Annotated in this window: 7 protein-coding genes and 1 tRNA gene; 5 read left to right on the plus strand and 3 right to left on the minus strand. The window is 54.3% G+C overall.

All coding sequences use genetic code 11. The features are described from left to right. Positions 1–56: 56 nt before the first annotated feature. The 3 genes from IIA05_12390 to IIA05_12400 all read right to left on the minus strand — a co-directional run bounded on the left by IIA05_12390 (position 57) and on the right by IIA05_12400 (position 1,408). Positions 57–734: an integrase arm-type DNA-binding domain-containing protein gene (locus tag IIA05_12390; protein MCH9027890.1), complete on the minus strand. Its 678-nt coding sequence runs from the start codon at positions 732–734 to the stop codon at positions 57–59. 174 nt (positions 735–908) lie between these two features. Continuing rightward, positions 909–998: transfer RNA gene (locus IIA05_12395), tRNA-Ser, on the minus strand. A 92-nt stretch (positions 999–1,090) separates the two neighbouring features. Further along, positions 1,091–1,408 (minus strand): hypothetical protein, encoded by a 318-nt coding sequence (locus IIA05_12400; GenBank protein MCH9027891.1) that lies wholly within the window; start codon positions 1,406–1,408, stop codon positions 1,091–1,093. 67 nt (positions 1,409–1,475) lie between these two features. Here IIA05_12400 and IIA05_12405 point away from each other — a divergent pair, with 67 nt between their 5' ends. Genes IIA05_12405 through IIA05_12425 form a run of 5 tightly spaced genes read left to right on the plus strand, consistent with a single transcriptional unit; the run spans position 1,476 to position 9,102 of the window. Further along, positions 1,476–1,736 carry a hypothetical protein gene (locus tag IIA05_12405; protein MCH9027892.1) on the plus strand — a complete coding sequence of 87 codons (261 nt, stop codon included), beginning with the start codon at positions 1,476–1,478 and terminating at the stop codon, positions 1,734–1,736. Next, complete coding sequence (locus tag IIA05_12410) at positions 1,729–3,567, plus strand: tetratricopeptide repeat protein (GenBank protein ID MCH9027893.1); 1,839 nt, start codon at positions 1,729–1,731, stop codon at positions 3,565–3,567. Before IIA05_12405 ends, IIA05_12410 begins: the two co-directional genes overlap by 8 nt. A 3-nt stretch (positions 3,568–3,570) precedes the next feature. Beyond that, positions 3,571–5,406: a tetratricopeptide repeat protein gene (locus tag IIA05_12415; protein MCH9027894.1), complete on the plus strand. Its 1,836-nt coding sequence runs from the start codon at positions 3,571–3,573 to the stop codon at positions 5,404–5,406. 3 nt (positions 5,407–5,409) lie between these two features. Further along, the gene (locus IIA05_12420) at positions 5,410–7,251 is read left to right on the plus strand and encodes a tetratricopeptide repeat protein (GenBank protein MCH9027895.1); all 1,842 of its coding nucleotides are present in this window, start codon (positions 5,410–5,412) and stop codon (positions 7,249–7,251) included. A gap of 3 nt (positions 7,252–7,254) precedes the next feature. Continuing rightward, positions 7,255–9,102, plus strand: a complete 1,848-nt coding sequence (locus tag IIA05_12425) for a hypothetical protein (GenBank protein ID MCH9027896.1) — start codon at positions 7,255–7,257, stop codon at positions 9,100–9,102. Positions 9,103–9,666 lie beyond the last annotated feature (564 nt).

Genomic DNA, 9,666 nt, shown 5'->3' on the forward strand with positions numbered 1-9,666 from the left:
GAGGTGATCCCCCAATACTGCGAGTACGAGCGTTTCAGCACCACCTGCCTCAACGCCTACGTGGGACCCAAAACGGCCAAGTACGTGCAGAATCTGGATCGCGCGCTGAAGGAGAACCAATTCCGCTCGGGATTGCACCTGATGCAATCCAGCGGCGGGGTGGCCACGGTGCTGGGGGCGGTGCAGCGTCCGGTGACGATGCCGTAACGGAAGACTTGTCCGCAGACCTGCAGGACACGGTGCGCCAGATCATGAGCGCCACGCTCTTCGGTTTTGCGCATCGCTGCGAGAAGTTCCGGCGCATCGATTTCAGCAATGGGGCGGCGCGCCAAATCGGGAAAGGCGTTTTTCTCAAGCCGTCGCAACACATCCGCCGCATGGGTCGGTACCCAAAGATGGCGTTGCTTCTTGTGCCATTCGCGGGCGACCGCCTCGAAGGAATTTTCAGCGGAATTTTTTGCACGTATTTTTTCGGCCCGGCGCTCGGCGGCGGGGTCCAGGTTGTTATCCAGGCGCTTTAGTTCTACGTCCCGTCGTCTTCGCGCTTCCTTCAGTCCGATCCTCGGATAGACGCCGAGTGAGAGCGATTTTTCTTTTCCCGCCAGCCAATAGCGAAGACGCCAGTATTTCTTGCCATCGGCATAAACCCAAAGATAGAGGCCGCTCGAATCGGGGAGCTTGCGAATCTTTTTGCCCTCACTGGTGGCATGTCTGCATTTGGCATCGCTAAGCATGGTACTCTCGACCGTGGTAACTTTTCCTCAGAACAAACTTATACCACGAAAGTTACCACGGTTCTGGCCCGGATACAACGAGACATCACAACGCTAAATCGGACAGAAAACGACCATAACCCTTGGCATTATTGGACTCTTCTGGACAGTCATGGACGCTCACGGACGAAAGCATGGCGGAGGGGGTGGGATTCGAACCCACGGTACGGCAAACCGTACACTTGATTTCGAGTCAAGCCCATTCGACCACTCTGGCACCCCTCCGAGGCGCGGTATTGTATATGAAAAAGGGACCCGCTTGGGTCCCTTTGGGTATCCCCGGTTATTCGGGAATGAATAACGAACGCGGTTCGATTTTATTCGGTTATCCTTTCATAGATGATGGTACCGACTACAACTAGCGCACCCGCATTCAAGATGGCGCTGATATTCTCAAATATTGCGGTTATGTATTTACCAGCTTGAGGAATATCACCGAGGCCACCACTGACAGCCGCTGTGGCCAAGGCAACTACCGTGACCAGATAAAGCGTTCTGCGGTCTGCTTCAACGAAGTATCCAATCCCCAGGCCAAGTATGGCCAAAACCAACCCGGCATACTCAAATGTCGTCCAAAACGCAAAAACAATCGCTGCTGCTGCTGCGACCATACGAACAATTTTTGCTGCACCCATGTTTTTCTCCCTTATTGTTTTCTCGAGACTTATTTTTTTAACCGCCGAAGTTTAGTCTTTAAAGCAAATGGCAACAATAATAATGGCTGCTGTATTGCAGCAAAAACCACATAAGAAAAATGCAAACCATTTGTCTTACAAGGGAAAAAAGTTTGCTGCATTGCGATTAAGGCGCTCCGCGGTATATCCTGCCTGTAGTCCAATACAAATCAATAATGCGCGCATTATGCGGCTCAACAATGGGCCGATGCGGTCCCGCCGCTGCCATCGTCCTGCTGATTTCGCCTCTGCTCGCACCGAGTGCTATCTTTCGGCTGGCTATGGCTAACCTTTTCACAGAGCTCAAACGCCGGAACGTATTCAAGGTGGCCGTGGCTTACGCGGCGATCGGCTGGCTGCTGGCCGAGATCGGCGATTTGTTATTTACCACATTCGAAGCGCCCGGCTGGGTGATGAAGGTCTATGCGACCCTGATTATCCTGGGGTTCCCGCTGGCCCTGTTCCTGGCCTGGGCGTTCGAACTGACGCCCGACGGCATCAAGCGCGAACACGAAGTCGACCGCAGCGAGTCGATCGTCCATAAAACAGGGCAAAAACTGAACAACATCATTGTCGCGGCCATCGCCATTGCCGTTGCATTCCTGTTGTTCGACCGCTTTGCCGGGCAACCACCGGAGCCGCTTGCAGAATCTGCGAGCCGTTCGGCACAAACGCAGGACCAGACCGTATCCATCGCCGTCCTGCCGTTCGTCAACATGTCATCAGACCCCGAGCAAGAGTATTTCTCAGACGGGATTTCCGAAGAAATCCTGAATCTGCTGGTTCGCGTCGAAGGCCTGTCCGTGGCCTCACGCACTTCGGCATTCGCCTTCAAAGGTAAGGAGCTGGGTCTCGATGAAATTGCCCGCGATCTCGGCGTGGATCACATACTCGAAGGCTCGGTCCGCAAGGAACAAGACAATATCCGAATAACCGCCCAGTTGATCGACGCAAGTACCGACCGTCACCTGTGGTCGGAAACCTATGAACGGAAGCTGACCAGTATTTTCGCGATCCAGGATGAGATATCGGGCAGCATAGTAGACGCGCTGCGCGAAACCCTGGGCGTCGACATACAAAAAACAACCTCGGCCGTCGCTGTAACCACCGACATGAATGCCTACGAAGCATTCCTGAAAGCTCGCGAATTGTTTTCGTCACGCAATCCGTTGGCTTTAAGGCAAAGCCTGGAGATTTACCAACAGGCGATCGACCGAGATCCGGGTTTTGCCAGGGCTTATGAAGGTCTTGCGTCGATCTATGCGGTTTTGCCAGGTTACTGGGCGCCGGAAGGATATGAAGCGCTAAGTTATGAAGAGAGTTACCGGCTAACCACCCTGTCAGCACGCAAAGCGCTGGAACTGGACCCCACTCTTTCCATGCCGCATGCTGTTTTGGGCATCATATTCTCAAGAGCAAATGACTATGAGACTGCCCTGCGCGAGCTCGACACGGCGATCGAATTGGACCCGCGCGAATCCACTGCCTGGATGTGGCGGGGGATGAGGTTGTCCATACTGGGCTATCTCGAAGAAGCACTGAAGTATTACGAGGAAGCTTACAGACTTGATCCAGATACCGGTATTAACAGCGATCACTTCGGGGCCACGTTGCTCTACCTGGGAAGGAATGAGGAGGCCTATCCATATGTGGGCAAGGCGTTGGACAAAGGCCGCACGATTGCCGGTTTGCAATTCTTGCACAATGTAACGAACGGCGATTTCAATAACGCGAGAATGGCTGCAATGCACATGTTTGACGGTTATGAGATATTGCAATATTTCATGCCGATTTTCGAAAGTCGACATGGCACTAGCGAACGCCAACAATTGGTTGACAGGTTTTTCGCGAGCCTCGATCCATCGAAGCCAAGACAAATGAGATTCGTTGAGGATCCGATTCTTCTTGGCGCTATGGGCGTCTTTGACAGGGCGACCAAATTTTTCGTTGAGAGTTCGGGCTATAGATTACACGTCTGGAACCCGGCGCTGGCTGAGTATCGCGCCTCGGAGCAGTTCCAGGATTATGTTCGGCAAACACAAATGGACACCTACTGGCGCAAACACGGCTGGCCCGATCTTTGCCGCCCGCTGGGCGACGACGATTTCGAGTGCGATTAGATAATGAGTAATCTCTTCACCGAGCTCAAACGCCGCAACGTATTCCGGGTGGCCGCGGCGTATGCGGCGATCGGCTGGTTGCTGGCCGAGATCGGCGGCTTGTTGTTTGCCACTTTCGAAGCGCCCGGCTGGGTGATGAAGGTCTATACGACCCTGATTATCCTGGGTTTCCCGCTGGCCTTGTTCCTGGCCTGGGCGTTCGAACTGACGCCCGAGGGCATCAAGCGCGAGCACGAAGTCGACCGCAGCGAGTCGATCGTCCATAAAACAGGGCAAAAGCTGAACAACGTCATTATCGCGGCCATCGCCATTGCCGTTGCGTTCCTGCTGTTCGACCGCTTTGCCGGGCAACCGCCGGAGCCGCTTGCAGAATCTGCGAGCCGCGCGGCACACACGCAGGGCCAAGCCGTATCCATCGCCGTCCTGCCGTTTATCAACATGTCACCCGATCCCAATCAGGAATATTTTTCCGATGGGATCTCCGAAGAAATTCTGAATCTACTGGTTCGTGTCGAAGGCCTGTCCGTAGCCTCGCGCACTTCGGCATTTTCCTTCAAAGGCCAGGGCCTGAGTCTTGATGAAATCGCGCGCGAACTCGGTGTGGATTACGTACTCGAAGGATCGGTGCGCAAAGATCTCGATAACGTTCGCATCACCGCCCAGTTGATCGATGCAAGTACCGACCGTCACCTTTGGTCGGAAACCTATGACCGAGAGCTGACCAGTATCTTCGCGATCCAGGATGAAATATCCGGCAGCATCGTCGAGGCGCTGCGCACGACACTGGGTATCGATATACAAAAAATCACTACGACGCGCGTCCCGACCACCAATATGGATGCTTATGAAGCATTTCTAAAAGCACGCGAGCTGTTTATGTCGCGTGACGGACTGGCGTTGCGCCAAAGCCTGGAAATTTACCAACAGGCGATCGAGCGTGATCCCGGTTTTGCGCGGGCCTGGGAAGGCCTGGCAGCGACATATGCAGTTTTGCCGTACTACACACCCGAAGGATATGAGGTCGTTAGCCTGGAAGAGAGCAACAGGGAGTCCACAAAGGCGGCGCGCAAAGCGCTGGAACTGGATCCTGCTCTGTCCATGCCGCACGCGGTTTTGGGCATCATGCTCTCACGTACCGATAATTTTGAGTATGCATTGCGTGAGCTTGATACAGCAATCGAACTGAACCCGCGCGAATCTACTGCCTGGATGTGGCGGGGAATGCGAATGGCCGCACTGGGTTACCTCGAAGGATCCCTGGAATATTTCAGGGAGGCCTACCGCCTCGATCCAGATATCGGTATCAACAGCGATCACTTCGGAGTCGCGTTGGTCGGACTGGGGAGGAATGAGGAAGCCTATCCTTATATTGGCACAGCGATAGACAAAGGCCGGGCAATGTACACGGTGGTGTTCATGGACAATGTAGCGGACGGAAATTTCGTCAACGCAAGAATGGTCGCCAAGCACATGTTTGGCGGCTTTGAGATGCTGCCGTACCTGATGCCGATTTTCGAAGGCCGACATGGCGCCGGCGAACGCCAACATTTGATCGACAGGTTTTTTGCGAAACTCGATCCGTTGGATCCCAAGCAAGAAAGAAACCGTGGCGACGCGATTCTTCTTGGCGCGATGGGTAAATTTGCCGAGACAACCGAACTTTTTGTTCAGAAACCCGGTTGGAGAACCCATGCATGGAACCCGGCGCTGGCAGAGTATCGTGCCTCGGCGCAGTTCAAGGATTACACTCGACAAACGCAAATGGACACCTACTGGCGCAAACACGGCTGGCCCGATCTTTGCAGGCCGGTCGGCGACGACGATTTCGAGTGCGATTAGATAATGAGTAATCTCTTCACAGAACTCAAACGCCGCAACGTATTCCGGGTGGGTTTCGCCTATGTGGTCATGGCCTGGCTGCTGGCGCAAATCACCGACCTGGTGATCGATAACGTCGGCGCACCCGAATGGGTCATGAAGATCATTTTTTTGGTGCTGGCGATCGGTTTTCCCATCGCCTTGTTTTTTGCCTGGGCTTTCGAAATGACGCCCGAGGGAATCAAGCGCGAGCACGAAGTCGACCGCAGCGAGTCAATTACACCGCAAACGGGTCGAAAACTCGATCGCATGATTGGCGCCGCGATCGCGATTGCCGTCGTGTTCCTGCTGGTGGACCGGTTTACCGGCCCACAACTAGATCAGCCTGCGCCAAAAGAAAGCGCGCCGGCTGCAACCGGCGGGCAAATGGTCTCCATCGCCGTCCTGCCCTTCGTCAACATGTCATCCGACCCCGAGCAGGAATATTTTTCCGACGGAATTTCCGAGGAAATACTCAACCAACTGGTTCGCGTCGATGGCCTGTCAGTCACCTCACGCACTTCGGCATTTTCCTACAAAGGGCAGGGGCTGAGTATCGATGAAATCGCCCGCGATCTGGGTGTCGATCACATACTCGAAGGTTCGGTCCGCAAAGAACGCAACAATGTCCGTATCACCGCCCAGCTGATTGACGCGAGTACCGATCGCCACCTTTGGTCGGCAACCTACGACCGGAAACTGACCAGCATCTTTGCGATCCAGGACGAGATTTCCGGCTCCATCGTCGAAGCGCTCCGCGAGACCCTCGGTGTCGATATCAGGAAAGCCACAACGGCGTCCATCCCAACCACCAACGTGGATGCTTACACGTCTTATCTGAAAGCACGTGAACTGTTTTATTCACGCGACCCGCTTGCGCTTCGTCAAAGCCTGGAGATTTACCAACAGGCGATCGAGCGCGATCCCGGTTTCGCGCGCGCCTACGAAGGCCTCGCGGCGGTTTACACAGTCATCTCCGCCTACAAACCGGCCGAAGGATATGAAGTGGTCACTCGGGAAGAGAGCAAACGCGAGTCCATCGCGGCTGCAAGCAAGGCGCTGGAAATCGATGCCACGCTGTCCATGCCGCATGCCGTACTGGGGCTCAATTACTCGCGCGATAATGACCATGAAGAATCTATGCGCGAACTGGATAGAGCGATCGAACTGGACAGTCGTGAATCTACCGGCTGGATGTGGAAAGGGATGCAATTGACCAGGCTGGGTTATCTCGAAGAATCGATAAAATATTATAAGGAAGCATATCGTGTTGATCCCGACACCGGAATTAACAGCGATCACCTGGGTTTCACCTTGCTCGCCATGGGGAAAAAAGAGGAGGCTTTATTTTTCCTGAACAAGGCACTGGACAAGGGTCGCGAGATTTACCTGGTTGTGTTCATGCACAACATCGCGATTGGCGACTTCCAGGCCGCGCGACTGGCGGCCCTCCACATTTTCGACGGGCATGAATTGCTGCCTTACTTGATGCCGATTTTCGAAGGACGGAATGACGCCAGTGAGCACCAGCGACTGGTCGACAGATTCTGGAAACAACTCGCAATCCTCAAGCCGGACACGGTCTGGGCCTATCAGGGTGGTCCACTGCTGCATGCAGCAATGGGTAATTTTGATAAAACCACTGAGACCTTTGTTGATAGTTCTGCTGCCGCCATTCGTGTCTGGCATCCGGCCCTGGCCGACTACCGTAAGTCGGATCAATTCAAGGTCTACCTGAGGCAGACACGCATAGAAGAATACTGGCGCAAACATGGCTGGCCCGACATGTGCCGGCCACTGGGCGATGACGATTTCGAGTGCGATTGAATAATGAGTAATCTCTTCACAGAACTCAAACGCCGCAACGTTTTCCGCGTGGGTTTCGCTTACGTGATCATGGCCTGGTTGTTGGCCCAGGTGGCCGACCTGGTTATCGACAATATCACTGCACCGGACTGGATCATGCAGGTGCTGATGTTGTTCCTGGCGATGGGCTTTCCTATTGCGTTGTTTTTTGCCTGGGCGTTCGAAATGACGCCCGAGGGAATCAAGCGCGAGCATGAAGTTGATCGCAGCCACTCTATTACCCGACAGACCGGGCAAAAGCTCAATACAGCGATTATCGTAACAATGGCCATCGCGGTCGGGTTTTTATTTTTCGACCGCTTTGCCGGGCGAGATACCGGGCAGACTGCAGATACGCAAAGCGCGCTGGCCGAAGAGCAAGAACAAACGATATCCATCGCCGTCCTGCCCTTTGTCAATATGTCATCCGACCCAGAGCAGGATTATTTTTCCGATGGCATTTCCGAAGAAATCCTGAACCTCCTGGTTCGCGTCGATGGCCTGTCGGTCGCCTCGAGAACCTCGGCCTTCTCGTTCAAAGGGAGCACCGAAAACCTTGCGGATATCGCGGAAACACTTGGCGTCGATCATATTCTTGAAGGCTCGGTCCGCAAATCCAACGATCGCGTACGCATCACCGCGCAGCTAATCGATGCGAAACGTGATCGGCATCTGTGGTCGGAATCCTTCGATCGCGAATTGACCGATATTTTTGCCATCCAGGATGATATTTCGTCTGCGATCGTTGACGCGCTGCGCACGACCCTGGGTGTGGAGATCGAGAAATCGGTGTCGGCTTCAGTCGCCACGACCAACATGGACGCCTACCAGGTTTTCCTGAAGGCCCGCAGCCTGTTCCTTTACCGTAATCCACTGGGCCTGAGAAAAAGCATTGAGTTATTTCAGCACGCAATCGAAATGGACCCGGGATTCGCGCGCGCCTACGAAGGGCTAGCCGCGGTCATGGTCGTGGTTCATAGTTACCCTGTGCCATCCGGTTATGAATCGATAACCAAGAATGAGGCCCACGAAGCTGCCGCGTCCGCCGCGCGTAAAGCGCTGGAAATCAATCCTGCCCTGTCATTGCCTCATGCGGTGCTTGCCCAGGTCAGCTTGCGGAAAACGGATTATGCGCAGGCCTTGCAAGAATACGACCTCGCAATTGGCCTGGATGAGCACGATGCGACGGCATTGCTTTGGCGTGGGATATGGTCGCAAGGACTCGGCTATATCGAAGAGTCGCTCGAATACTTGTACAAGGCGCAGAGTCTGGACCCCGCCAGCGGGATCAATAACGATTTTCTCGGTACTTCGCTGTTTATCCTGGGTCGGCGCGAAGAAGCCATGGTTTATCTCTCAGTTGCCTATGAACATGGCAGGCCCATCGGTTACCTGCCTTTTTACCAGGGATTGGAATCGAGCGGAAAGATGGCCGCTATCGGTGTATTGGCAAATCGTCTGTCGGATGAAGAAAGCACGCTGGTACCCTATTTCATGAGAATCTTCGATAAAAACGGCGATAGAGAAAAAGCCAAGCGGCGGTTTTTTTCCGAGCTGGACAAAAAACCGGCTTTAGCCCGGGCCGTTTACGAGGACGCGGAATTGCTTGCCTTGATCGGCGAGTATGAGCGGGCGGCAAACGCAGTGGATTTTGCCGGTGGCGTCGGTTTTGTCCGCCTTTGGTGGCCTTTTCATCGGGACTTTCGACGCTCGCCATATTTCAAAGCCATGGTTCGTGAGCGGAAAATGCCGGCCTATTGGCGCGAACGCGGCTGGCCCGATCTTTGTTACCCGGTCGGCGATGACGATTTCGAGTGCGACAAAACGCTCTGATTTAACCACTTGCCCGCGGCGTTGTCCTATCTTCCGATCGAGCGATTTCCCCACAGACAAGGAATAAATCATGACTGACGGAAATCTTTCAGGCTTTGTCGGCAACAAGGCGCACTGGCCTCTCGCGGTTCTCCGCGTCTATACAGGTGTTTTTTTCCTGATCTACGGCTAAGGCAAGTTACAGCGCGGCGGAGGGTTCGCCAAGGGCCTGGGCTTTTTCGGCGCGATGAACCACGACGTGGTGTGGATGAGCATCCTGCTGGTCCTCGCCCTGATGAAAGCCGGGCATGTCTATGGCCTGGACGCGCAATTGAAGAACAGGCACCCGTTCCTGGCCTGAGTCGCGGAGAGCCCATACACGGCACAGGATAAGATTCCTGGCGTTGTTATCAGGGCATCCCGTGGATTCACCTGCTATTCTCTGGGCGGGGAGTTCTTGATGTCTTCACTATCGGGTTTCATTCAAGAGTTAAGCCGGCGCAACGTGTTCAAGGTTGCAGCGGTCTACGTGGTCACAGCCTGGCTGGTCATGCAAATCGCCGACACCATGTTCCCGGCCTTCCA

Source organism: Pseudomonadota bacterium, assembly GCA_022572885.1.
Classification (GTDB): domain Bacteria; phylum Pseudomonadota; class Gammaproteobacteria; order Steroidobacterales; family MnTg04; genus MnTg04.